At 47.9% G+C, this 24,821-nt stretch carries 27 protein-coding genes; 7 read left to right on the top strand and 20 right to left on the bottom strand.

The window, feature by feature from the left end; all coding sequences use genetic code 11:
* The first annotated feature begins 160 nt into the window (after nt 1-160).
* From argB to KCG54_RS03995, 5 genes are all read left to right on the top strand, one after another.
* Nucleotides 161-1,048, top strand: a complete 888-nt coding sequence (argB, locus tag KCG54_RS04015) for an acetylglutamate kinase (RefSeq protein WP_049328699.1) — start codon at nt 161-163, stop codon at nt 1,046-1,048.
* Nucleotides 1,049-1,309: 261 nt separating this feature from the next.
* Complete coding sequence (eno, locus tag KCG54_RS04010) at nt 1,310-2,596, top strand: phosphopyruvate hydratase (protein WP_254324731.1); 1,287 nt, start codon at nt 1,310-1,312, stop codon at nt 2,594-2,596.
* Nucleotides 2,597-2,619: 23 nt separating this feature from the next.
* Nucleotides 2,620-2,895 (top strand): cell division protein FtsB, encoded by a 276-nt coding sequence (gene ftsB / locus KCG54_RS04005; protein WP_254324730.1) that lies wholly within the window; start codon nt 2,620-2,622, stop codon nt 2,893-2,895.
* A gap of 101 nt (nt 2,896-2,996) precedes the next feature.
* Complete coding sequence (locus KCG54_RS04000) at nt 2,997-3,488, top strand: DUF1841 family protein (RefSeq protein WP_063068729.1); 492 nt, start codon at nt 2,997-2,999, stop codon at nt 3,486-3,488.
* 112 nt (nt 3,489-3,600) lie between these two features.
* Nucleotides 3,601-4,308 (top strand): SIMPL domain-containing protein, encoded by a 708-nt coding sequence (locus KCG54_RS03995; RefSeq protein WP_254324729.1) that lies wholly within the window; start codon nt 3,601-3,603, stop codon nt 4,306-4,308.
* An 87-nt stretch (nt 4,309-4,395) separates the two neighbouring features.
* Here KCG54_RS03995 and greB read toward each other — a convergent pair whose 3' ends face one another.
* The 12 genes from greB to KCG54_RS03935 form a co-directional block, all read right to left on the bottom strand.
* Nucleotides 4,396-4,887: a transcription elongation factor GreB gene (gene greB, locus KCG54_RS03990; protein ID WP_254324728.1), complete on the bottom strand. Its 492-nt coding sequence runs from the start codon at nt 4,885-4,887 to the stop codon at nt 4,396-4,398.
* Between the two features lie 74 nt (nt 4,888-4,961).
* Nucleotides 4,962-6,506 (bottom strand): amidophosphoribosyltransferase, encoded by a 1,545-nt coding sequence (gene purF, locus KCG54_RS03985; RefSeq protein ID WP_254324727.1) that lies wholly within the window; start codon nt 6,504-6,506, stop codon nt 4,962-4,964.
* A 152-nt stretch (nt 6,507-6,658) separates the two neighbouring features.
* Nucleotides 6,659-7,192 carry a CvpA family protein gene (locus KCG54_RS03980; RefSeq protein ID WP_063068803.1) on the bottom strand — a complete coding sequence of 178 codons (534 nt, stop codon included), beginning with the start codon at nt 7,190-7,192 and terminating at the stop codon, nt 6,659-6,661.
* Nucleotides 7,185-8,330 carry a cell division protein FtsN gene (gene ftsN, locus KCG54_RS03975; RefSeq protein ID WP_254324726.1) on the bottom strand — a complete coding sequence of 382 codons (1,146 nt, stop codon included), beginning with the start codon at nt 8,328-8,330 and terminating at the stop codon, nt 7,185-7,187. The genes KCG54_RS03980 and ftsN overlap by 8 nt, the downstream gene beginning before the upstream one ends.
* Nucleotides 8,331-8,343: 13 nt before the next feature.
* The gene (gene folC / locus KCG54_RS03970; RefSeq protein WP_254324725.1) at nt 8,344-9,627 is read right to left on the bottom strand and encodes a bifunctional tetrahydrofolate synthase/dihydrofolate synthase; all 1,284 of its coding nucleotides are present in this window, start codon (nt 9,625-9,627) and stop codon (nt 8,344-8,346) included.
* Nucleotides 9,628-9,665: 38 nt separating this feature from the next.
* Nucleotides 9,666-10,118, bottom strand: coding sequence for a protein YgfX (locus tag KCG54_RS03965; RefSeq protein WP_254324724.1), 453 nt, complete (start codon nt 10,116-10,118; stop codon nt 9,666-9,668).
* Between the two features lie 4 nt (nt 10,119-10,122).
* Nucleotides 10,123-10,482 carry a hypothetical protein gene (locus tag KCG54_RS03960; protein WP_049322913.1) on the bottom strand — a complete coding sequence of 120 codons (360 nt, stop codon included), beginning with the start codon at nt 10,480-10,482 and terminating at the stop codon, nt 10,123-10,125.
* Between the two features lie 63 nt (nt 10,483-10,545).
* Nucleotides 10,546-11,274, bottom strand: coding sequence for an amino acid ABC transporter ATP-binding protein (locus tag KCG54_RS03955; protein WP_003747231.1), 729 nt, complete (start codon nt 11,272-11,274; stop codon nt 10,546-10,548).
* Nucleotides 11,274-11,597, bottom strand: a complete 324-nt coding sequence (locus KCG54_RS03950; protein ID WP_107848714.1) for a hypothetical protein — start codon at nt 11,595-11,597, stop codon at nt 11,274-11,276. The genes KCG54_RS03955 and KCG54_RS03950 overlap by 1 nt, the downstream gene beginning before the upstream one ends.
* A 7-nt stretch (nt 11,598-11,604) precedes the next feature.
* Nucleotides 11,605-12,384, bottom strand: a complete 780-nt coding sequence (rsmA, locus tag KCG54_RS03945) for a 16S rRNA (adenine(1518)-N(6)/adenine(1519)-N(6))-dimethyltransferase RsmA (RefSeq protein WP_254324723.1) — start codon at nt 12,382-12,384, stop codon at nt 11,605-11,607.
* An 88-nt stretch (nt 12,385-12,472) separates the two neighbouring features.
* Nucleotides 12,473-13,072: a Maf family protein gene (locus tag KCG54_RS03940; protein WP_254324722.1), complete on the bottom strand. Its 600-nt coding sequence runs from the start codon at nt 13,070-13,072 to the stop codon at nt 12,473-12,475.
* A 14-nt stretch (nt 13,073-13,086) separates the two neighbouring features.
* Nucleotides 13,087-13,626: a gamma carbonic anhydrase family protein gene (locus KCG54_RS03935; protein ID WP_049350611.1), complete on the bottom strand. Its 540-nt coding sequence runs from the start codon at nt 13,624-13,626 to the stop codon at nt 13,087-13,089.
* 238 nt (nt 13,627-13,864) lie between these two features.
* On the opposite strand from KCG54_RS03935, the gene KCG54_RS03930 reads away from it, so the two are divergent.
* Nucleotides 13,865-14,743: a DMT family transporter gene (locus KCG54_RS03930; protein ID WP_254324721.1), complete on the top strand. Its 879-nt coding sequence runs from the start codon at nt 13,865-13,867 to the stop codon at nt 14,741-14,743.
* A gap of 54 nt (nt 14,744-14,797) precedes the next feature.
* Here KCG54_RS03930 and lepB read toward each other — a convergent pair whose 3' ends face one another.
* From lepB to KCG54_RS03915, 3 genes are all read right to left on the bottom strand, one after another.
* Entirely contained in the window at nt 14,798-15,817 is a 1,020-nt protein-coding gene (gene lepB, locus KCG54_RS03925; RefSeq protein WP_254324720.1) for a signal peptidase I, read from the bottom strand.
* Entirely contained in the window at nt 15,817-17,610 is a 1,794-nt protein-coding gene (lepA, locus tag KCG54_RS03920; RefSeq protein WP_254324719.1) for a translation elongation factor 4, read from the bottom strand. The genes lepB and lepA overlap by 1 nt, the downstream gene beginning before the upstream one ends.
* Nucleotides 17,611-17,742: 132 nt before the next feature.
* A complete protein-coding gene (locus tag KCG54_RS03915; RefSeq protein WP_254324718.1) occupies nt 17,743-18,444 on the bottom strand; it encodes a 5'-methylthioadenosine/adenosylhomocysteine nucleosidase in 702 nt (233 codons plus the stop codon).
* Between the two features lie 204 nt (nt 18,445-18,648).
* On the opposite strand from KCG54_RS03915, the gene KCG54_RS03910 reads away from it, so the two are divergent.
* Complete coding sequence (locus KCG54_RS03910) at nt 18,649-19,779, top strand: PilT/PilU family type 4a pilus ATPase (protein ID WP_254324717.1); 1,131 nt, start codon at nt 18,649-18,651, stop codon at nt 19,777-19,779.
* A gap of 73 nt (nt 19,780-19,852) precedes the next feature.
* Here KCG54_RS03910 and KCG54_RS03905 read toward each other — a convergent pair whose 3' ends face one another.
* From KCG54_RS03905 to KCG54_RS03885, 5 genes are all read right to left on the bottom strand, one after another.
* Entirely contained in the window at nt 19,853-21,259 is a 1,407-nt protein-coding gene (locus KCG54_RS03905; RefSeq protein ID WP_254324716.1) for a dihydrolipoyl dehydrogenase, read from the bottom strand.
* Between the two features lie 253 nt (nt 21,260-21,512).
* Nucleotides 21,513-22,250, bottom strand: coding sequence for a redoxin family protein (locus KCG54_RS03900; protein WP_003685261.1), 738 nt, complete (start codon nt 22,248-22,250; stop codon nt 21,513-21,515).
* A gap of 188 nt (nt 22,251-22,438) precedes the next feature.
* Complete coding sequence (locus KCG54_RS03895; protein WP_254324715.1) at nt 22,439-23,224, bottom strand: 1-acylglycerol-3-phosphate O-acyltransferase; 786 nt, start codon at nt 23,222-23,224, stop codon at nt 22,439-22,441.
* A 63-nt stretch (nt 23,225-23,287) separates the two neighbouring features.
* The gene (mutM, locus tag KCG54_RS03890) at nt 23,288-24,115 is read right to left on the bottom strand and encodes a bifunctional DNA-formamidopyrimidine glycosylase/DNA-(apurinic or apyrimidinic site) lyase (protein WP_254324985.1); all 828 of its coding nucleotides are present in this window, start codon (nt 24,113-24,115) and stop codon (nt 23,288-23,290) included.
* Nucleotides 24,116-24,157: 42 nt separating this feature from the next.
* Complete coding sequence (locus KCG54_RS03885) at nt 24,158-24,817, bottom strand: class I SAM-dependent methyltransferase (protein ID WP_254324714.1); 660 nt, start codon at nt 24,815-24,817, stop codon at nt 24,158-24,160.
* Nucleotides 24,818-24,821 lie beyond the last annotated feature (4 nt).

Raw genomic sequence — 24,821 nt, 5'->3', positions numbered from 1 at the left:
ATCGGCGAAGAGGCCGAAGCAAACCGTCATTTTACCGTTTGCATGAGGCTGGTTTCAACCATTTAACTGATTTAACAGGATTTCAAGCGCTTGGAAATATTGTTTCAGACGGCCTTTGGGATTAAGATAAAGGCCGAAATTATGAAACAAGGTTGAAACCATGACTCAGCAACAATCTGTCTCCCCTGCCATCAAGGCGCGCGTCCTTGCCGAATCTTTACCTTATATCCGCCGTTTTTCCGGCTCCATCATCGTCATCAAATACGGCGGCAACGCCATGACCGAACCTGCCTTAAAAGAAGGATTCGCACGCGATGTCGTCCTGCTCAAACTGATCGGCCTGCATCCCGTTATCGTTCACGGCGGCGGCCCGCAAATCAATGAGATGTTGGAAAAAGTCGGCAAAAAAGGAGAATTTGTTCAAGGCATGCGCGTGACCGACAGCGAAACCATGGACATTGTAGAAATGGTTTTGGGCGGACACGTCAATAAAGAAATCGTTTCCATGATTACCACCTTCGGCGGTCGCGCCGTCGGCATTACCGGCCGGGACAACCACTTCATCAAAGCAGAAAAACTCCTGATCGACACGCCCGAACAAAAAGGCGTGGACATCGGCCAAGTCGGCACAGTGGCCGACATCGATACCCGTTTGGTGGAAGGCTTGGTCGAGCGTGGCTGCATTCCGGTCATTGCCCCCATCGGTGTAGGCCAAAACGGCGAAGCGTTCAACATCAATGCCGACTTGGTTGCCGGCAAACTGGCGGAAAAACTTCAAGCCGAAAAACTGCTGATGATGACCAATATCCCCGGCGTACTGGATAAAGAAGGCAAATTATTGACCACCCTGACGCCAAGCCGCATTGACGAACTGATTGAAGACGGTACGCTGTACGGCGGCATGCTGCCTAAAATTGCCTCCGCCGTCGAAGCCGCCAAAAGCGGCGTCAAAGCTACGCATATCATAGACGGCCGCGTTCCCAACGCCCTGCTCTTGGAAGTACTGACCGATGACGGCGTAGGCTCGATGATTTTGGGTGAAGGCTAATCCGTTTTTCAGACGGCCTTATGCCTGATTTAATCAGCTTTTCACCCTTAAAAGGGTAAAAAATGTTACACTATACGGCTTATGTTTGTTTGAGCGATATTGACGTGAAACAAACTTACAGTCGGTTTCATACCGACTCCGATGCCATATCTGGCAAAGACGGTATAATGTCTGCATTCATCAGACTTTGGCAATCATCCTTAAGGCCGTCTGAAACGTAACAAAGCTACTTTTCTTTTACCATCCTATTTGGAGATATTCATGAGCGCAATCGTTGATATTTTTGCACGCGAAATCTTAGACTCTCGCGGCAACCCTACTGTAGAGTGTGACGTATTGTTGGAATCCGGCGTCATGGGCCGTGCAGCCGTACCAAGCGGCGCATCAACCGGTCAAAAAGAAGCTTTGGAACTGCGTGACGGCGACAAATCCCGTTACTTGGGCAAAGGCGTATTGAAAGCCGTTGACCACGTCAACAACCAAATCGCGCAAGCCCTCATCGGCATCGATGCCAGCGAGCAATCTTATATTGACCAAATCATGATCGAATTGGACGGTACTGAAAACAAAGGCAACTTGGGCGCCAACGCCACTTTGGCCGTTTCTATGGCCGTAGCACGCGCGGCCGCTGAAGATTCAGGCCTGCCGCTGTACCGTTACTTGGGCGGCGCAGGCCCAATGGCTCTGCCGGTTCCGATGATGAACGTAATTAACGGCGGCGAACACGCCAACAACAGCCTGAACATCCAAGAATTCATGATCATGCCTGTCGGCGCAAAATCTTTCCGTGAAGCTCTGCGTTGCGGCGCCGAAATTTTTCACGCACTGAAAAAACTGTGTGACGGCAAAGGCTTCCCAACTACCGTTGGCGACGAAGGCGGTTTCGCACCTAACCTGAACAGCCACAAAGAAGCCCTGCAACTGATCGTAGAAGCAACTGAAGCCGCAGGCTACAAAGCAGGCGAAGACGTATTGTTCGCCCTGGACTGCGCATCCAGCGAGTTCTACAAAGACGGCCAATACCACTTGGAAGCCGAAGGCCGCTCTTACACCAGCGCAGAATTTGCCGAATACTTGGAAGGCCTGGTTAACGAATTCCCAATCATTTCCATCGAAGACGGCATGGACGAAAACGACTGGGAAGGCTGGAAACTGCTGACCGAAAAACTGGGCGACCGAGTTCAATTGGTCGGCGACGACTTGTTCGTAACCAATCCCAAAATCCTAGCTGAAGGCATCGAAAAAGGCGTGGCAAACGCATTGCTGGTGAAAGTAAACCAAATCGGTACTTTGAGCGAAACCCTGAAAGCCGTTGACTTGGCAAAACGCAGCCGTTACGCCAGCGTGATGAGCCACCGTTCCGGTGAAACCGAAGACAGCACCATTGCCGACTTGGCAGTTGCCACCAACTGTATGCAAATCAAAACCGGCTCCCTGTCCCGTTCCGATCGCATGGCGAAATACAACCAATTGTTGCGCATTGAAGAAGAATTGGCCGAAGCCGCCTACTACCCTGGCAAAGCCGCATTCTACCAACTGGGCAAATAAGCAAAATATAGGATATTGATTGTATGAAGTGGGTAACTTTTGTTTTAACCTTCGCACTTTTGTGCTGTCAGTACAGCCTTTGGTTCGGTAAAGGCAGTGTCGGGCATACGGAAGAATTGCAGGAGCAGCTCGTCCGTCAGGAGGAAAAAAACCAAACGCTCACTTTACGCAACAATTTCCTCAATGCGGAAGTTGAAGATTTGGTACACGGACAAGAGGCTATCGCCGAAATTGCCCGCGTCGAATTGGGCTATGTCCAAGACGGCGAAGTGTATTACCGAATCATCGACCGCCGCTAAACCCTGCAAAACAAAGGCCGTCTGAAAACATATTTTTCAGACGGCCTTTTTTATCGCAATCGCTATATAATCACATATCCCAAAATCAAATCACACCCATCATGTATGACGTAAACACCCACGATGTCCGCCGATTCTTTGCCCACGTCTGGCAACACAGGCTCGCACCGCTCCAATTGGACGGCCTGCAACAAAAAGCTTTGCGCATTATCGAAGCCCATCCCGAATACGGACACTATCTCGAAGACATCGAACAATATTTAGATAAAGAATGGTTGCCCGAAGACGGCGAAAGCAACCCATTCCTGCATATGTCGCTACACCTTTCCCTGCAAGAGCAAAGCGCCATCGACCAGCCACCGGGCATCCGTGCCATCCACCAACAACTTTGCGCCCGTTACAACGGCGACTGGGTCAAAGCCGAACACGACATGATGGAAGCCTTGGCAGAAACCATCTGGGAAGCACAACGCTACGGACGGGGCCTTGACGTCAATGCCTACATGACCCGATTACGGAAATTGGTCGGCTTAGGCCAAGAAGAAAAAGCCCGCCTCAATCCCCATGAGGTCGGCTTGATGGATACAAAGTAACTTCTTTTCAGACGGCCTCAACCCATACAAATCCTTACGCTTGCCAAAGCCAACATTTCCACATTTCATGCTAAATTACTTTTTTAAAATCCGCATTACAAGGAAAACCAAAATGCTCCGACCAGCCCTTACCGCCCTACTGCTAGCTGCTTCCCTGCCCGTAGCAGCAGAAAGCCTCAACTACAACATCGTTGAATTTTCCGAATCCGCCAACATGGAAGTGCCGCGGGATACCATGACCGCGCATTTCAGCATCAACGCAGAAGGCAAAGACCGTCAAGCTGTCAACCAAGTCTTCATGAAAAAATTTAACCAGTTCAACAAAATCTCTCAAAACAACAAATTTAAAGCAGAGCTGATGGAGCGCAACGCATCCCCGCGCTATCAATACACCAACGGCAAACGTACCCAAACCGGCTGGGAAGAACACGCCTACTTCAAAGTAGAAAGCAAAGACTTTGAAGCACTCAACCGCCTGATTGCCGACAGCATCAATATCGCCGTTTTAGAAAGCTCCTCATTTTCCGTATCCAAAGAAAAACGTGAAGAAACCGTCGATCAACTGAGCAAAGCCGTCATCCTGCGCTTCAAAGACCGCGCCCAAAACCTCGCCCAAACGCTCGGCTTCTCCAGCTACAAAATCGTTAAACTCAACTTGGGTCACATTGGCAACCGCCAAGTCGGCGGCGATTTTGCACACGCCAAAATGCTTCGTGCAATCCCCGCTGCAGAAGTAGCGGCAGGAATAGAAGATGGCGTACCAGCCTCTCCGGGTTCAGAAGAAATCAGCCTGACCGTCAGCGGCTCAGTGCAAATGTAGGATTTTATTTAGATAATGTTAAAGGCCGTCTGAAAATATATTTTTCAGACGGCCTTTTGTAGTTTCATTCGCTTTATTCACGCATAATCAGTCAATCTTAATATATTCCACCGACAGAATATCTATAACCTCACGTCCTTCCGGTGTATCCAAGACAACTTCATCGCCTTCGCGCGCTTTAATCAGGCTGCGCGCCAAAGGGGAAATCCATGAGATTTTGTTTTTAGCGGTATCGATTTCATCTACGCCGACGATTTTGACGGTTTGTTCACGACCGTCTCCTCGCAATAAACCAACGGTGGCGCTGAAAAAAATCTGATCCGTGGCTTCACGTGCTTCAGGGTCGACAACGACGGCTGCTTCCAAGCGTTTGGTTAGGAAGCGGATACGGCGGTCGATTTCGCGCATACGGCGTTTGCCGTAAAGATAATCGCCATTTTCGCTGCGGTCGCCATTGCTTGCCGCCCAGTTAACAATTTGGACGATTTCCGGGCGTTCTTTGTTGACCAGATGATAAAGTTCGTCTTTCAATGCCTGCCAGCCGGTAGGCGTGATGTAATTTTTGGTTTCGGTACTCATGATGTGTTTAAAACATAATTAAAGGCCGTCTGAACGTTAATTTTCAGACGGCCTTTATTGTAAGTCAATTTACTTTATTCTTCATCATCGCTATCGCTGATACTGATGCTGTGTTCCATTTTGCTTGGATGTACTTTCAAGCCGCCACAACCTGATTTTTCGGTAGAGAGGCGGTTCAGATACGCTTCGTCGATATCGCCGGTTTGATAAACACCGTTAAAGCATGAGGAATCAAAGGATTCTATTTTTGGATTGAGCGCTTTGACTACTGCCTCCAAGTCTTCTAAGTTTTGGAAGACGATACCGTCCGCGCCAATTTCGGCTGCGATTTCTGCCGCGCTGCGGCCGTTTGCAATCAGTTCTTCACGAGTCGGCATATCGATGCCGTACACATTCGGATAGCGTACTTCAGGAGCGGCAGAAGCAATGTAGACTTTGCGTGCACCTGCCGCGCGTACCATTTCAACGATTTCACGGCTGGTCGTACCGCGCACGATGGAATCATCCACCAACAAAACGCTTTTGCCGTTAAACTCGGTTTCCATCGGGCTGAGTTTTTGGCGTACTGATTTTTTGCGTGTTGCTTGGCCGGGCATAATAAAGGTGCGGCCGATGTAGCGGTTTTTAATCAGACCTTCGCGGTAAGGTTTTTCGAGATGAACGGCAAGCTCCATCGCGCTGGGTCGGCTGGTATCGGGAATCGGCATCACGACATCGATATCATCGACAGGCAGCTCGCGTTTGATTTTTTCTGCCAAAGATACGCCCATATCCATACGGGACTGATAAACGGAAACGCCATCGATGACGGAGTCTGGGCGGGCAAAATAAACATATTCAAAAAGACAAGGGCTTAATTTGGCTTTATCGCTGCATTGACGGGAAATAATCGTGCCGTCAAAACCAATAAATACGGCTTCGCCCGGCTGGATATCGCGTTCCAAATCATAGGCAAGTGCATTAAAGGCAACGGATTCGGAGGCAACGGCATAAGATTTTTTGCCGGATTCGTCAATTTGCGAACCCAAAACCAACGGACGGATACCGAAAGGATCCCGGAAAGCCAGCATGCCGTATCCGGCAATCATGGCTACTACGCCGTATGCGCCGCGCACCAAACGGTGCACTTCGGAAACGGCGTTGAAAATATTGTCGATCGTAAGTTGATAAGGGGCTGTATTTTTAGAGACTTCGCGGCGTAATTCGTGTGCGAATACATTGAGTAGGACTTCAGAATCGGAGCTAGTATTAACGTGGCGCAGGTGTTTGTTGCATACGTTTTCATAGAGCTCTTCGGTATTGGTCAGATTACCATTGTGTGCCAAAACAATGCCGAATGGGGAGCTGACATAAAACGGCTGGGCTTCTGCGCTGCTGCCCGCATTGCCTGCAGTCGGATAACGGACATGTGCAATGCCTGCATTACCGACCAAGTCGCGCATATTGCGGGTACGGAACACTTCGCGCACCATGCCTTTGCCCTTGTGCATATGAAATATATTGCCTTCGGCAGTAACAATACCTGCTGCGTCCTGACCACGGTGTTGCAACATCTGCAAACCATCATACAACATCTGATTGACCGGCTCATGACTAACCAAACCTAATACACCACACATATCGTGCTTCTCCGAGTTTGAAGATTAAATGGGTAAGCCGTCATTATAAAATAATTTAGATGAGTTTGCTCAGATTGTTGACAATATGATGCTAAATTTACGCAAATAAAAACGGATTCAGACGACCCATAGGCCGTCTGAATCCGTCAAACTCAATCATCCAATTCTTCTACTTCAGCTGCTTTACCCGAAAGATGCGGCATTGCGGTATCTTTCCCTGGCAGATAAGGCATCGCAGCATCGGCCAGTGATTCAAAATACGGAATTGTGTGTGAACTTTGCCACTCTTCCGTTTTCGGCAAATCAGTGTGTGAAAAAACCATCACTGCCAGTGTCACCAAAATCACACCTTTCACTGCACCGAATACGCCGCCAAGCAAACGGTTGATGCTTCCTAAACCAACGGCAGACATCAAACTGCTCAACAGCGATCGTGCCAGTTTCTGCAACAGCCATGCCAGAAAAAACACAGCGGCAAAACCCATCGCAACCGCCAAGGAATGCGGCTCAACCGATTTAAAGACCACATCGGCAAACGGCACGGCGAGCGTTCTGGCTGCAATAAACGATACCACCCACGCCACCATTGCCCCTGCTTCGGCAATAATACCCCGTGTCAACGAGATAATGATGCAGATGACGATGACAGCGGCAGCCAACAAATCGGCAACAGGCAAATTACTCACTGGTCACCTGACCGGCAATGCCATGTACACGCAATTTGTTCAAATCGCGCTCTGCATCGCGTGCATTTTTATAACTGGCTGATTTCACGCGATACACCTTACCTTTATCGGTCATCACTTCAGTAATGGTCGAGTCGATACCTGCGGCTTTCATTTTACGTTGCAGGCTTTGCGCACGTTCTTTTTCAGCATAACCAGCCTGAATGGCGGCTTTTTTCGCAGGTTTGGCTTCTGCTTTTTCTTTTTCAGCTTTAGGTTTGGCTTTTTCAGACGGCTTCTCGGCAGTTTTTACCTTATCGGCTTTTTCTGTTTTGGCCGTTTCTGGTTTAGCTTTTTCATTTTTTGGTTTTTCAACTTTGGCTTCTGCTTTCTTGGCAGGTTCGGCCTTGTCTTTTACGCTGTCTTTGCTGTTTTTGGCAGATTTACGCTCAGCAATGGCTTTCTCTGCTTTTTCCAATTGTGCCAATTTATTGCGTTCGGCAGCGGCTTCACGCTCTGCTTTTTCAGCACGCGCTTGAAGTGCGCGTTTTTTAGCAGCCAATGCGTTTTCTTTTTCATCCGCTTCCTGTTGGGCTTGTGCCTTGCGTGCCGCAGCACGTTGTTCTGCCTGGCGTTGGCGGCGTTCTTCGGCTCGGCGTTCGGCAGCTTCGCGTTTGGCGGCCTCAGCTCGTTGAATACGCTCAGACTCTTCCAAACCTTTAATATTGCCGTCATCCAAAGTATCGTTGATCAAAACCAACGGCTCGCCGACATCTTCGGGAGCAGATTCACGGTTTGGCTTCAATACTTCAACCGGCGCATTGTCTTCTTCATCGCCGGCATTTTGAGGTTTGCTTTGCGCTTCGGCATCCGCATGGCGGGCTGCTTCTTCAGCCATCGCAACATCCTCTTTATTCGGCTCTAGGACAACAGCCTTGCTAGGCTCATCCGCCGTTTTGACTTGAGTCTGACCGACAGGGGCTTCTTTAAACGGTGAATTTTTATCGTCGCCCGATGTCAGCGCCAGACCGAACAGCATACCTGAAGCCACCACCAAGCCGGAGGCCAAAACCAAGCGGCGGCGGTTGCGGCGTTTGAGTTGTTCGTAACCGTCTAAATCGTATCCGTTTGGAGTTTCTTTTTGTTTATTGTCGGACATGATAATTTCCTCGTTAGTGTTCTTTCAAAACAGCCATTACATCGGCAACAGTATGGAATGAGCCGAAAACAACGATTCTATCATTTTCGGTTGCTTTCGCCAAAGCAGCGCGGTAGGCAGCAGCGACAGTTTCAAAAACATTTACATTGTCGATGCCGTGTTCAGTCAGTTTAGCCTGCAAAGCCTCTACCGTCATGCCGCGCGGCACATCTAAAGGCGCGATATTCCACTCGTCAAACTGGTCTTTAACGATTTCCAGCACGCCATCAATATCTTTGTCGGACAACATACTGAATACGGCGGTACGTTTTTGGGCAAAGGCAAGGTTAATCAGGCTGCGGCGCAAAGCACGGGCTGCGTGCGGATTGTGACCGACATCCAAGACCACCAGCGGACGGCCGGGTAAAACTTGGAAACGTCCGGGATTCTCAACCAACAGCAAACCGCGTTTAATCGCGCCGATATCAACCGGCAATTGTTCGTTCAAACATTCCAACACAGTCAGTGCGCACGCGGCATTGGACAACTGATAGGCACCGCGCAAAGCAGGAAACGGCAAAGAATTGCGGTTACGGCTTTGGCCGTCTGAAGATTGCGGATGGAAGCGGTAGTTCCACTGCACGCTTTCCATTGACGCAAAATCAAAATCTCGCTGAACCATCAACAGTTTTGCGCCAATTTCTTCTGCGTGCTTGACCAATGATTCAGGCGCAGGGTTTTGACCGCACACGGCTGGTTTGCCGCTACGGAACACCCCGGCTTTTTCAAAACCGACCTGCTCGACGGTATCGCCCAAAAATGCCTGATGGTCCAAATCCACGCTGGTAACGACCGAACAGTCGCCATCGAATACATTCACGGCATCCAATCGTCCGCCCAAACCGACTTCCAAAATCATGACGTCCACATTTTCACGCATGAAAATATCGACGGCGGCCAAAGCATTAAACTCAAAATACGTCAGCGAAATTTCGCCGCGTGCCGCTTCGATGCGCTCAAATGAGGAAACAATCAGGTCGTCTGAAACCGGTTGAGTGTTGATGGCGATTCGTTCGTTGTAACGCAGAAGGTGCGGACTGGTCAGCGTACCGACTTTAAAACCGGCTTCTTTATAAATATGCGACAAATAGGCGCATACGGAGCCTTTGCCATTGGTACCCGCCACCACGACGACAGGACACTGCGGCACCAAATTCATGCGTTTTTTTACTTCTCCCACGCGCTCCAAACCCATATCGATCAGGCCGGAACTATGGGCAGTCTCCAAATGAGAAAGCCAGTCTTGTAATGTTTTCATTGTATTGATCGCTTCAAAAGGCCGTCTGAAACAGCCGTTTAATCCATATCTGCCGCAAGTTCTGCTTTGTCTTCTTTTTCCCGACACCAGCGTGCCCATACTTTCAGACGGCGGTAGGCATCACGGTCGGCCATATCGGGCAAAATGCAGTGTTTGACTATTTTTCCGTCAACATTCCATTGCAAAAACAAAGCGTAAACCGTCAACATACTGCTGTCTTGCAAAACCGCGCTTCTTCCCTCTTCTTCGCCATTCAAGTAAACCGTCGCACGGTATTGGCGGTCGATGATGATTTTTCTGACCGCATTTTGAGCGTGAAAATTAACGCTGCGCCAAGCATAGGCAAAACTGCCGGCCAACGTCGCCAAACCCAGCCACATCATCCAGCCGTAAAACTCGGCAAGGCATACGGCCAACGCCGAAAGGTGTAAGAAGACAATCAGAATTTTCAAAGAACGCGAGGGCTTTAAGGCCGTCTGAAAACTTCGCACGGCTTTACATCATATTGTCGAAAACAGGCGTAATGTTCAATTCCGCCTCTTCCATATCCAAAACCATATCGTGGATTTCGGTATCGAAGAATTCCCAAAAAGCCTTCAGGCTCATGTCTTGCGGCCATTTGCTTTTATCGATGTCCCAGCCTGCCAATTCGGCTTCAAAAATCTGCTGGTAGCGTTCGTCAAAATAGGAAATAACGGATTCGGGTTCGTCAAATTGCGGCACCAGGAATACGGAACAGTTGGTGCGCAGTTGCTCGATGGTCAAATCGGGCATATTCTCATCGGAGGATTTCAACCATTCCAAAAAACGGGCGGTCGGTTTCAACACGACAGCAGTACGGTCAACAAAATACATAATGTTCAACTTTCAAAATCATTCAAACCGATCATGCCGTCTGAAATTTCAGACGGCCTGAGTTTAATGTGTCATCACCTGTTGCAGGAATTGTTTGGCACGCTCGTGTTTCGGATTGGTAAAAAACTCTTCCGGCGTTTCATCTTCCAGAATCTGGCCTTTATCGACAAAAATCACACGGTCGGCAACTTCGCGTGCAAAACCCATCTCATGGGTCACACACATCATGGTCATGCCGCTTTCCGCCAAGTCTTTCATCACTTTTAATACTTCGCCGACCATTTCAGGGTCAAGAGCGGAAGTCGGCTCGTCAAACAACATCACGCGCGGCTCCATCGCCAAACCGCGTGCAATCGCCACACGCTGCTGCTGACCGCCGGAAAGCTGGCCGGGCAGCGCGTCTTTTTTATGTGCCAAGCCGACACGCTCTAAAAGCTCCATTGCTTTCTTTTCTGCCTCTTCACGGCTTTGGTTTTTCACTTTCATCGGAGAAAGAATAATGTTTTCCAAGACAGTCAAATGCGGATACAGATTGAACCCTTGGAACACAAAGCCCACTTCTTCGCGCACTTTGTTCAAATCGGTTTTCGGATCGGCAACATTGATGCCGTCCACCCAAATCTCGCCACTTTCAATGCGCTCGAGTTGGTTTACCGTACGAATCAGCGTCGATTTGCCACTGCCTGAAGGACCGCATACAACGACCACCTCGCCTTGCTTGACTTCCAGATTCACGCCGTTGATAACGTGCAAATCTTTAAAATGTTTGTGTACATTTTTGAATTTAATCATTATTTCTTTCCAAACTGCCAAAATTTTCGGGGCTTGAGTTGCGATTGCCGCTGCCAAAGCAAAGGAATAGCCGTTTCCAGCCAAAAGCGGCAACTGACTATGCCGCCGGAGATTCCGCCTTGATTGTACCGATTGACTTTAAATTGCTCTTCCCTATCGAGACGATACCCAGTCAATACCCAAACTGCGCCGATAATTGCCGCTTCAAAACGGTGCCGCTCAGGCGGCATATCCTTACCGGAAAAATACTGCGCCAACTCGCGCCACAAATATGAATCACCCAGAAACCCCCATTGAATAGGAGGTTGCTTAAAAATTGCCATCACTGTTTCAGACGGCCTTTTGAACCAGATAATTGCTCAATTCCACATATTTCTCAGCGGCAATGTGTTCTGCCCTATCCTGCGGATTGATACCGACTGCCTGCAAGTCATCATCGCCGGCAAGTTCCTTCAAATTATTGCGTATGGTTTTGCGGCGTTGATGGAAAGCCAGTTTCACCAGTTTGGCAAAATGTTCAAAATCTTCCGCTTTACCGATGCGGTGTTTCACCGGAATCATGCGCACGACGGCCGAATCCACTTTCGGCGCAGGATCAAAGGACTCGGGTGGTACTTCAATCAACATTTCCATATCGAAGAAATATTGCAGCATTACGCCCAGACGGCCATAGTCGTTGGTTTTCGGCTGCGCCACCATGCGTTCGACCACTTCTTTCTGCAGCATAAAGTGCATATCGATCACATCGTCTGCCACTTCGCTTAATCGGAACAAAAGCGGCGTGGAAATATTGTACGGCAGATTGCCGACAATTTTTTTCTTGCCTTCAATGCTGTTGAAATCAAACTGCAATACATCGCCTTCGTATATCACCAATTTATCTGCAAACGGCAAGGTTTTCAGACGGCGTACGATGTCGCGGTCGATTTCGCAAACATGCAGGCAGTTGAGTTTTTTCGCCAAAGGCTCGGTAATGGCGGCCAAGCCAGGGCCGATTTCAATCACGATATCATCGGGCTGCGGTCTGACCGCGTTGACAATATCGCTAATAATCCGCGTATCCTGCAAAAAATTCTGCCCGAAGCGTTTCCGGGCCTTATGTTCTTTCATATCTTTCTTCAAGCAAGCTGTTTAAGGCAGTATTGTAACTGAAACAAGCGTTTTTGTCGGCACGCTTTCAGACGGCATTTGCCTAATTTTAAGCAAACGGAGGCGCTTCCAAACCCAAAGATTTCAGTAGTTGCGCGGTCTCATAAACCGGCAAACCCATCACGCCGGTAAAACTGCCCTGCAAATGCTCGACAAATACGCCGCCCAAACCCTGAATCCCATACGCACCGGCTTTGTCCATCGGCTCACCGCTGGCAACATAGGCTGCAATCTCCTCAGCCGTCAACGTTTTAAAGCGCACTTCGCTCGTCTGCACCACATCATGGCGCACACCTTGCCAATAAACGCATACAGCCGTCAGCACTTGATGCGTCCGTCCCGACAAGCGTTCCAGCATATCGACCGCATCGGCCTCGGACTCCGGTTTACCCAAAATAACCGCACCATCCGCCACCGTCGTATCCGCCGTCAATACAGCAAACTCAGGTTCTTGATTATGAGCAGCAAACCATTGCGCCACCGCTGCCTGATTTTTCTCACAGGCCATACGGCGCACATACTCTACTGCGGCTTCGCTTTCTTTAGGGGTTTCATCAATATCTGCAGGAAGGCGGCGTACCGTGAAACCCAAATTCTCCAAAATCTCACGACGGCGTGGACTGCCCGAAGCCAGATAAATTGCGTTCATTGTATTGGGTTTCCTTATTTTGAAATTTTATGCTGGCCGGACAAGCGAACATAATGCGCGGACGAATACGTCAAAAATTCCTTTTCCTCATCCGTCAGCGGACGCACTTGTTTCACAGGCGAGCCGACGTATAAAAAACCGCTTTCCAAACGTTTGCGCGGCGGCACCAAACTGCCCGCGCCTATCATCACATCATCCTCGACAACCGTATCGTCTAAAATAATCGACCCCATGCCCACCAACACACGATTCCCAATTCGGCAGCCATGCAACATGACCTTATGCCCAATCGTCACATCATCGCCGATAATCAAAGGCGAACCGTCAGGCTTCGCCGCATTCTTATGCGACACATGCAAAACGCTGCCGTCCTGCACATTACTGCGTTTGCCGATAGAAATACTGTTCACATCGCCGCGCAATACGGCATAAGGCCAAATCGATACATCTTCCGCCAGCGACACTTCGCCAATCACTACCGAAGTCTCATCTACAAAACAAGACTCATCAACCGACGGCACATAATCCAAAAACGCACGAATAGGGTTTGCCATTTCCAATAATCCTTTTCTCAAAACCAAAACTGATCGGGCCGTCTGAAAACACGGCGTAAAACGATTTTATACTACAACAATACGAAATCAAGCCAGAAAATCATCAAAAGGCCGTCTGAAACAGTTTTCAGACGGCCTTTCATCATAAACCCTTTATCTTGGCTTACCACTATTTATCATTAACGCCCCAGCTATATTTTATGGAATAATCGTCTTCATTTAATTCTTGGAGAAGCCGATGAACACACGTTCGGGAAATTATGCAGCGCCCCTGCTAGTCGTCGGCTGCGTCGTCTTCGGCTTGGGCAGTTTGATCGTCAAATTTGTCGATGTCGGCTCTTACGCCATCGCATTCTGGCGCCTGCTGATTGCCGCCCCTATATTCTTCCTGCTCGGGCGTTTTTTCAGACAAAAAATGCCCACAAAAAGAAAAACGGTTGGCTACGCAATCTTATCCGGCGTTTTCCTCGCATTCGACCTCGCCCTTTGGCACGAAAGCATTCACGCCGTAGGCCCCGGCATTTCAACCTTACTCAACAGCCTGCAGATTTTCTTTTTAGCCGCCATCGGCTTCTTCTTTTATTCGGAACGCCTAAGTACCTTACAAATTTTAAGTTTGATATTGGCCACCATAGGCGTAGCCTTGATCGGCAGCCCGGAGTTCGGTCATAACGACAACGCCGCATGGGGATTTGTCAGCGGCGTAGTATCCGGCGCCATGCTGGCCCTGTCTATGGTTTTCGTACGCAAAACCCATGAGCAGGAAAAAGTCGGTTTGTTTCCGCTGATGATGATTTTAAGCTTAGGCGGAGCAATGGCACTGGTCATCCCATCATTGCTATTCGATGCCGCCCATCTATATCCTAAGACTTTAAACGATGTGATTCTAGTCTCCATCTACGGCATCGTTATGCAATGCTTCGCTTGGGCATTGATTGCTTACGCCATCCCGCTTTTATCCTTGTCACTGACCGGTCTCCTACTACTCTCCGAACCAGTCGCCGCTATGTTAATCGATTATTTCTGGCTGGATAAACCGATTAATACCATCCAATGGAGCGGTGCCACTTTGACTTTATTGGCAATTTATTTAGGTTCGTTAAAAGACAAAAAATAGATACAAAAAAGGCCGTCTGAAAAATTTCAGACGGCCTTTTAATCTGTTTATTGCTTATTGGATGCTGGTACCGATACGGCTGAATTCGCCAAAGTTCATCCAAACAAAGAAGGCTTTACCAACAATCAACTTGTCATCGACAAATCCCCAATAACGGGAGTCGGCGCTGTTGTCGCGGTTGTCGCCCATCGCGAAATAACGGCCTTCAGGAACTTTACAGATAAAGCCATTGCCGTCTTCTGCGTATTCGCAATTTTCCAAACCGCTTGTTTCAAGCGAGTAATTGCTTTCAGGCATCACTTCGGAGGTGTATTTGTTCAATACAGCAATGGATACGGAAGGCTGACCGGCTTCTTTGACCACATCAAAGTTTTTGCCGTTCAAGGCCGTCTGAAAACGCTCAAGCGTATGAATCATAGATGGATCGGTATCATCTGCGTATTGATAATTGCCGTTTGGTTTTTCGGGAATAATTTCACCGTTAACAGTCAAAACCTTATCACGATATTCCACAACATCGCCCGGAATACCGACGATACGCTTGATGTAATTCATCTCAGGCTGAAGTGGGTAATTGAACACCACGACATCGCCTCGTGCAATATTGCCAACAGGGATAATGACCTTATTCAAAATCGGCAGGCGGATACCGTAAGAGAATTTGTTCACCAAGATAAAATCGCCTTTGACCAAGCCCGGACGCATGGAACTGGACGGAATTTGGAACGGCTCGGCAATAAAGCTGCGCAACACAAAGATAACCAAGATGATGGGAAAAAAGCCGCCCATGTAGTCGGTAAAATGCGCATTGTCTTCGCCGGTCTCACTTTTTTTCAGACGGCCTTTATGGATTGCCCAAACAATACCAGTAAACACGACAAACACCAGCAATACGGCGGTAAAGCTCATAAATTCGGACAAAATGCCGAATACGCCGACCATGCACAAGAGATAACTCCATTGCAGGCCGGAGCTCCATTCGCCGTTTTCCTGACGCTCTTTGCTGCTTTTGAAGTTGAGGACCAAGCCGGCCAGCAGTACAACGATTGCGCCTAAAGTCAGATTTATACTCATTATTTATCACTCACTTGCAGAATAGCCAAGAACGCGCTTTGCGGGATTTCCACATTGCCCACTTGTTTCATGCGGCGCTTACCTGCTTTTTGTTTTTCGAGAAGTTTTTTCTTACGCGTAATATCGCCGCCGTAACATTTCGCCAAAACGTTTTTACGCAGGGCTTTGACGTTTTCGCGGGCGATAATCTGGCTGCCGATGGCGGCTTGGACGGCGATGTCGAACATCTGGCGCGGAATCAGTTCGCGCATTTTTGATGCCAGCTCGCGACCTCGGTGAACGGCGCTTTGTCGGTGGACAATCAGACTCAGAGCATCGACTTTTTCGCCGTTGACCATAATGTCGAGCTTAATCAAATCAGACGGTTGGAACTCTTTGAAATGGTAGTCCAACGAAGCATAGCCGCGCGAAGTCGATTTAAGCTTATCGAAGAAATCCATTACGACTTCGTTCATCGGCAAATCATAAGTCAGCATGACTTGACGGCCCATGTACTGCATATTGACCTGCACGCCGCGCTTTTGGTTACACAAAGTCATGACGTTGCCGACGTACTCCTGAGGTACAAGAATAGTCGCAGTGATAATCGGCTCAAGAATGGTTTCGATGGTACTGATTTCAGGCAGTTTGGACGGGTTTTCAACTTCGATTTTCTCGCCGTTCTTCAACACGACTTCGTAAACCACCGTCGGCGCAGTGGTAATCAAGTCCATGTCGAACTCGCGTTCCAAACGTTCCTGCACGATTTCCAAGTGCAACAGACCCAAGAAGCCGCAACGGAAGCCGAAGCCCAATGCTTGGGAAACCTCAGGCTCAAATTTCAACGAAGCATCGTTCAGCTGCAATTTTTCCAAAGCGTCACGCAAGGCTTCGTAGTCGTGACTTTCCACGGGATAAAGGCCGGCAAATACTTGGCTTTGTACTTCTTGGAAGCCGGGCAGCGGCTCAGAAGCGGGGTTGGCAACCAACGTAACCGTATCGCCGACTTTCGCCTGACCCAATTCTTTCACACCGGTAATCAAAAAGCCTACTTCACCGGCTTTAAGTTCTTGTTTTTGAACTGATTTCGGCGTAAAAACACCCAGCTGCTCAACCTGCGTTTCCGCCTTGGTGCTCATAAAGCGCACTTTGTCTTTCAGCTTGATGATGCCGTTTTTCACACGAATCAGCATAACCACGCCGACGTAGTTGTCAAACCATGAATCGACAATAACTGCTTGCAACGGCGCATTTTCATCGCCGGTCGGCGCAGGGATTTTGGCAACGATTTCTTCCAAAACATCTTCCACACCAATGCCGCTTTTAGCAGAACATTGCACCGCACCAACGGCATCAATGCCGATGATGTCTTCAATTTCCTGCTCCACGCGCTCGGGTTCTGCGGCAGGCAAGTCAATTTTGTTCAAAACAGGCACAACTTCCACACCCAAATCAATCGCGGTATAGCAGTTCGCCACGGTTTGCGCTTCCACGCCTTGCGATGCGTCAACGACCAAAAGCGCGCCTTCGCAGGCAGACAGCGAACGGGAGACTTCGTAAGAAAAGTCGACGTGTCCCGGAGTATCAATCAGGTTGAGCTGATACACCTGCCCGTCGCGTGCTTTATAGTTGAGCGCGGCGGTTTGCGCTTTAATGGTAATGCCGCGCTCTTTTTCGATGTCCATGGAATCGAGCACCTGCGTACTCATTTCGCGCAAATCCAAACCGCCGCAGTATTGGATAAAACGGTCGGCAAGCGTCGATTTGCCGTGGTCGATGTGGGCAATAATGGAGAAATTCCGTATGTTTTTCATATTGTTATTAAGATAAATGCAATTAAAGGCTGAAAGGCCGTCTGAAAAAACAGGGATTCGGTTTTCAGACGGCCTTAGAATAAGGTTGAATCGTTCCGTATTCTAACGGAAATTCAACGCTTTTGCATGGTTTTATAGCGATTTGACAATCTCGGTAACCATCTTCGCCGAGCTGACGGCAGCCGTTTTCAAAAACTCTTCAAAGCTGATGTCCGCTTTCTCATCTGCCGAATCGGATACGGCGCGAATAATCACAAACGGCACTTCCAACTGATGACAAGTTTGCGCAATCGCCGCAGCTTCCATTTCCACTGCTTTTACGTCAGGAAAATGACTGCGAATTTCCGCGACACCTTCGCTGCTGTGTACAAAACGGTCGCCACTGACAATCAAGCCTTGCGTTACAGCCGCACCTTCAAATACTTGCGCCGCCTTTTCTGCTTGGCGAATCAGGTTTTCATCCGATGCGAACACAGCAGGAAGTTGCGGTACCTGCCCCCAAACATAACCAAAAGCCGTTACGTCAACATCATGATGCGCCACAGTTTCGCCGATGACCACATCACCGACCTTCAGTTCCTTACCCAAACCACCTGCACTGCCGGTATTGATGACGCAATCCGGTGCAAACTGATGAATGACCCAAGAAGTCGAAACCGCCGCATTGACCTTACCGATACCGCTCAAAACCAATACCGTGCGTTTTCCAGCCAATTCGCCTTCATATGCCGAGAATTTACCGAAGGACACATGTTTGACATTGGACATGCTTTCACGCAAAAGCTCAATTTCCTGTTCCATAGCGCCGACCACGGCAATTGTTTGTGCTGACATCTCGTTACCTTTCCATTCACTAATCGAGCAACATTATAACAGCAGAATTTAAAATCACAGGGATACTGAAAAATCTGCTATATTCCTAGCACGACACTCAATTTAAAACAGATAGCCACTTTAGTGGGCAAAACAGCAAATAATGATTGCTTCTGTTATAATTATTCTCAATAAAATAACTTAATATTAACTATCTGAATTCTTATGTTTGACGAAAATACTCCGGGCGCAAAAGAAGAATTGTTTGCTTGGCTACGCCATATGAACAAATACAAAGGCTCCGACCTTTTCATTACCACCAACTTCCCGCCGGCCATGAAAGTGGACGGCAAAATCATGCGGCTGACCGATGAGCCGCTGAGTGCTGAAAAATGTATGGAAATCGCTTTTTCGATTATGTCTTCCAAACAAATCGAAGAATTTTCTACCACCAACGAATGCAATTTCGCCATCAGCCTGCCCGACACCAGCCGCTTCCGTGTCAATGCCATGGTTCAACGCGGCGCAACTGCTTTGGTGTTCCGCTCCATTACCGGCAATATCCCTAAATTTGAAACGCTCAATCTGCCCCCTATTCTGAAAGACATCGCCCTCAGGAAACGCGGTCTGGTTATTTTTGTCGGCGGTACAGGTTCGGGCAAGTCCACCTCCCTCGCCTCCCTTATCGACTATCGAAACGAAAACAGCTTCGACCATATTATTACCATCGAAGATCCGATTGAGTTTATCCACCAACACAAAAACTGCATCATCACCCAACGTGAAATCGGCGTAGATACCGAAAATTGGCCGATTGCGCTGAAAAACACCCTGCGCCAAGCACCGGATGTCATTCTGATTGGCGAAATCCGTGACCGTGAAACCATGGACTACGCTATTTCCTTCGCGGAAACCGGCCATTTGTGTATGGCGACACTGCATGCCAACAGCACCAACCAAGCGCTCGACCGCATCATCAACTTCTTCCCCGAAGAGCGCCGTACCCAGTTGCTAACCGACTTATCGCTCAACCTGCAAGCCTTTATTTCCCAACGCCTGATTCCCCGTGAAAGCGGCCGGGGTCGTGTGGCGGCGGTCGAAGTTTTACTCAATTCGCCGATTATTGCTGACTTGATTCAAAAAGGCGAAGTCCACAACATCAAAGAAATGATGAAAAAATCAACCGGCATGGGCATGATCACTTTTGACCAAGCCTTGTATGATTTGTATGAAAACGGCGATATCAGCTATCAAGACGCTATTAAAAATGCCGACTCCGCCCATGACTTGCGCTTAGACATTCAATTACGAAGCCGTCGTGCGCAAAATGCCGGTCCAGATTTAGAATTAATTTAACAACTTCACAGCATAAAAAAGGCCGTCTGAAACCTCACTACGAGTTTCAGACGGCCTTTATTCCATCAAATAATCAAGCCTGTTTCAATTTCGCATCGGCATCACGCAATGCAGTACGCAGACCTTCCTCGATAACCGGATGGTAGAACGGCATATCCAGCATTTGCGGAATCGTCATCTTCATTTGATGTGCCCAAGCCATCAAGTGTGCCAAATGTTCGGCAGCAGGGCCGACAACTTCCGCACCAATAAAACGGCCGGTCGCTTTCTCAGCATACAAACGCATATGGCCTTTGTTTACCAACATAACGCGGCTGCGGCCTTGGTTTCGGAAGGAAACTTCTCCAATTACAAACTCATCAGGTTGATATTTCGCCGCAACTTGCGCGTATTTCAAACCGATAGTGGCAATTTGCGGACTGGTAAATACCACACCGATTACGCTACGGCGCAAACCGCCCTCAATATTCGGGAAAATAGCGGCATTGTGACCGGCAATTTTGCCTTGGTCGGAAGCTTCGTGCAGCAGAGGCAATTGATTGGACGCATCGCCTGCGATAAAGATGTGCGGAATGCTGGTTTGCATGGTCAGCGGATCGGCAACAGGCACGCCGCGCGTGTCTTTTTCGATATTGATGTTTTCCAAACCGATATTGTCAACGTTCGGACGACGGCCTACGGCTGCCAGCATATATTCGGCAACGAACACACCTTTTTCGCCATCTTGTTCCCAATGAACTTCAACATTGCCTTCCGCATCCAATTTGACTTCGGTTTTAGCATCCAAATGCAAAGCCAACTCTTCGCCAAAAACAGCTTTGGCTTCTTCAGCAACAACAGGGTCAGAAATACCGCCGATGGCTCCGCCTACGCCGAAAATCTCAACTTTCACGCCCAAACGGTGCAAAGCCTGACCCAACTCTAAGCCGATTACGCCAGGACCAAACACGGCCACACTCTTAGGCAGGGTATCCCAAGAGAAAACATCATCGTTCACAATCAAGCGATCGCCTAAAACTTCCCACTGAGGGAAAATCACAGGGCGCGAACCGGTAGCAATCACAAAACTCTTTGCAGTGATTTGAGTGTGGTCATCGATTTGGACGGTGCGTTCGTCAACAAATTTTGCCGTACCCATAATACGCTTGTCGGCAGGCCACTCTTCTACATCGCTGACTACAAAACCAACAAAACGGTCGCGTTCGGACTTCACGCGGTGCATGACTTCTTCGCCGTTTACCGTTACGCTGTCTTTATCCAAATGCACGCCAAACGGATCGGTATGCAAAGCATGATGGCGCGCTTCTGCTGCGGCAATCAAGAGTTTAGAAGGCATACAGCCCACACGCGCGCAGGTCGTGCCGAACACATTGTTTTCAATCAGGTAAACATTGTCTGTATGAAGGCGGGCATTGCGAAATGCGCCCATACCGGCTGTACCGCCGCCCAGTACCACCACATCTGCTTGAATCTTTTTCATATTTTATCCTTACTGTCTATATCCAAACCGATATTGCCATCAGGTTATCCGTTTTCAGACGGCCTAAACTTTATAAACTATCAAAATTTAAAAATCAATAGCCAATGCCTAAATATCGATTTAAAACAATAATCTCAAATTCTACTTGTAAATATAGAGTTATTCAGAACGCCGATTTGCAAACGTCGTCTGAATAACTCTATATTTGGGTATTTCAGACGGCCTTTTCAAGCCGTCTTAAGCATACAGGCAATTAGTTTTTAGCCAAGTAAGCTTCCAAGTCTTCGCTGCCGCCGATGTATTTGCCGCCGATGAATACTTGAGGAGCAGTCATCTTGCCGGTAATAGCGCGTACGGAAGTAACAGTTGCATCTTTGCCCAATACAATTTCTTCGTAAGACAAGCCTTTGTCTTGCAGAGCTTTTTTAGCTTTAGCACAGAACTGGCAGCCAGGTTTGGTGAAGATGGCAACAGACTCTTGAGCTTTCCACTCGGGAGCAATAAATTTCAACATAGTGTCAGCGTCAGACACTTTGAAAGGATCGCCTGGTTCTTCAGGTTCGATAAACATTTTTTCAACCACGCCGTCGTTAACCAGCATGGAGTAACGCCAAGAGCGTTTGCCGAAGCCCAAGTCTTCTTTGCCAACCAACATGCCCATGCCTTCAGTGAATTCACCGTTGCCATCAGGGATCATGTAGATGTTGTCGGCTTCTTCTTCAGCAGCCCAAGCGTTCATTACGAAAGTGTCGTTTACAGATACGCAGTAGATTGCGTCAACACCGTTTTCTTTGAACGCGCCAAACAATTCGTTGTAGCGTGGCAGGTGAGAAGAAGAGCAAGTTGGAGTAAATGCGCCAGGCAGAGAGAACACGACTACTTTTTTGCCTTTGAACAAATCATCAGTAGAAACATCTTTCCAAGTGTCGCCAACGCGAGTGCGGAATACTACGGAAGGTACTTTTTGACCGGTACGATCTTGCAAAGCCATTTTTAAGCTCCTTAAAAATTCGGGTTTGAGAAATGAATCAATGCTTGCATTCTAATGCAGGCCTATCGATTTGTATAATTTATAGTTCAAATAATATTAATTACATCAAACTATCAATTTAATTAAACCGAAAACAGCTGTTTCTTTAAATAAAGGCCATCTGAAATAAAACAAGTACCTGACTGAAATTATTTTTTAGGTAAGGGCTGAACGAGAGAATCAGAAGCCACAATTTCGCCGATGGCTGTTTCCGCAATATCCTTCAAAGCATAGCGGTCTTTATCCGGCATGTCTGTCGGTTTGTATTGAGGCGAAAAATCCAAACGGATACGGATTTTCTTCATAGAAACAATGCGCCATAAAGATTGAAACAGGTTTACCTCCGCATAGGATGGCAAATCCGTCCGTTGTCCTTCGTCATCATAATATCGCAAAGTTACCGCCTGAATCGGCGCTTTCGCATCAATAGCCGATTGGAACAGGGCAGCTTTAAACGGCAAAATACCCAAACCGGACGAAGTGCGCGCCTCGGGGAAGAAGCTGACATTCTGCCCTGCTTTCAATGCCGCACAAATCGCCTGATTAATCGGCTCGACATCACGGCGGGAATTGCGGTTAATAAACACCGTACCGGCATTTTTACCCATTTTCCCCAAAACCGGCCAGCCGCTGATTTCCTGTTTCGCAATAAAACTGCTTGGATAAACTGCACTCATGGCAAAAATATCCAACCAAGATACATGATTGGCCACCACCAAAGTACCGCTTACATTTCCTTGCGGCGGTACGCCGATTTTCAATTCGATATCCAAAGCATCCAACGCACCTTTTCCCAAAACAACCACGGCGTGATTGCGTTCCTCTGCATTGTTACCATCGATGGCACGCAAATCCCAAGCGGTTCTGAATAACCAAGCTGCCAAACGGCAAAGTCTGCCCAGTCGTTTAAAAAAAGGAGCTTTTTGTTTAGACATAAATTTCTTCTGTATTGTGTTCATTATGTTCAGACGGCCTCTGACATTTAAGGCCGTCTGAAACTATTTCTGGCAATTTGGACAATAAAATGTTCCACGCTGCCCCAAAGTTTCTTTAAAAATCAACCCGCCACATTGGACACAAGGCTCATTGTGGCGTCCATAGACCGTATATTCCTGCTGAAAGTAGCCGCTTTTCCCATCGCTATTAACGAAGTCTCGCAGCGTACTGCCGCCCGCTTCAATCGCCCTTTGTAGAACCGCTTTAACAGTCTCTACCAATAATGCGCATTCTTTTTTGGTCAACTTATTCGCCGGACGCAATGGCGAAATACCTGCCTTAAACAGACTTTCATTCGCATAAATATTGCCAACGCCAACCACCACCGCATTATCCATCAGCGCTAATTTAACTGCACGCTTTTGGGTTTTCAATTTCTGATACAGGTAATTTGCATCAAAATCACCCGAGAGCGGCTCCGGCCCCAACTTTTCCAACAGCGGATGATGCTCGACAATACCCTCATACCACAATACCGCACCAAATTTACGCGGATCGTGATAACGCAATACGGTACCGTCATCAAATACAAAATCTAAATGATCGTGTTTATCCGGCGTTGCGATACGCTCATCATTGGCGGTAAAAATACGCAAACTGCCGGACATACCCAAGTGAATAAGTAAAATACCCGTTTCAAAAGTAATAATCAAATACTTCGCACGACGGTTGCATGCCAAAACTTTGCGCCCTGCCAAAATTTGCGCCAAGTTCGGATGGATAGGCCATCTCAATTTAAACTGACGAATAATGACTTTTTCTATCTTTTTGTCATAAATATGCGGCGCGATTCCACGTAAAGTCGTTTCTACTTCAGGTAATTCAGGCATCATTATTCTCCAAATTCATCATTATATATAGGCCGTCTGAAACTATTCGGCCAAACGTGCCGTACTTAAAGCGACCGTATTGCCATCGAATGCAGATTCCAATTCAGGCAAAGGACGGATACCAATCAAATGTTTCGTTAAAACCACACCATACACCGCTGCACACTGAGGCCACCACCTATCCCCGGCCTTTTCCATAAACCGCCAGAACTTCAAAGCAGATGGCGAATTTACCGCTGGCAGATAATTCATAAATTGCCCATATTCCATTTCAAAACCAATAGCGGCAATTTTTCGTTTCAACTCAGCCAGAACCAAACATTGAGATTTCATAGGCAGTCTTTTGCCATCAAACCACGAGCTCAATCCCCACAAAGATTTAGGGTTAAACCCCGTCAAAATCAACCTTCCTTCAGGGTTTAATACCCTAAACGCCTCTTTCAACACTAAATCCGCAGTTGAAATTTCCAAAAGATGGGGCATCAATAACACATCCACGGAATGCGTTTCAAATGCCAACATTTCAGCATCCATCCGCACATCGCGTGGCACCACAATCATATTTTCAGACGACCTCTGCCATATACTGCCCAATTGAACTGCCACTTGACCATTCAAATATTGCAAATGCCGTCTGAAAAAATCCGCCTCTTTTTGAGCAAGATATTGTCCCATTGGCGTTTGCATAAAAAAAGTTTCCATTAAA

This window comes from Neisseria subflava (assembly GCF_024205705.1).
In the GTDB taxonomy this organism is placed as follows: Bacteria; Pseudomonadota; Gammaproteobacteria; order Burkholderiales; family Neisseriaceae; genus Neisseria; species Neisseria subflava_D.
Note: the sequence above shows the minus strand (reverse complement) of the source record. Positions and strands in the feature narration are given on the sequence as shown.